This is a genomic window from Robertmurraya sp. DFI.2.37 (genome assembly GCF_029211245.1).
Taxonomy (GTDB): domain Bacteria; phylum Bacillota; class Bacilli; order Bacillales; family Cytobacillaceae; genus Robertmurraya; species Robertmurraya methanolica_A.
The window spans coordinates 1-294 of the sequence record NZ_JARGEJ010000739.1; the positions used below are offsets into that span (position 1 = coordinate 1).

1 protein-coding gene is annotated in these 294 nt (G+C 31.6%); it reads left to right on the forward strand.

From position 1 onward, the window contains the following. A partial coding sequence (locus PZE06_RS28440) for a winged helix-turn-helix domain-containing protein (protein ID WP_275792461.1) occupies positions 1 to 197 on the forward strand: 197 nt, incomplete at its 5' end. Between the last annotated feature and the right edge of the window lie 97 nt (positions 198 to 294).

The following is a 294-nucleotide window of genomic DNA, read 5'->3' on the forward strand; positions in this document are numbered from 1 at the left end:
CAATTTGTGAATTTTTAGCACTGCATAAAGGGAGAACTTTTTCAAGACAACAAATTTATGAGGAGGTATATGGTATAAATGGAGACGCCCTTTATTCCAGCATTACCGAATATATCAGGACAATTCGCAAGAAGTGCAAAGAACATGGTGTCGATCCCATTAAAACAGTATGGGGCGTAGGATATAAATGGGAATAATTTTTGCAAGAAAAAATAACCTCCTCAGGGAATTAATAAAATATATTGTTACATTAACTTTATGTTTGTTTATTATTACAGTTCTCTATTTTATTTT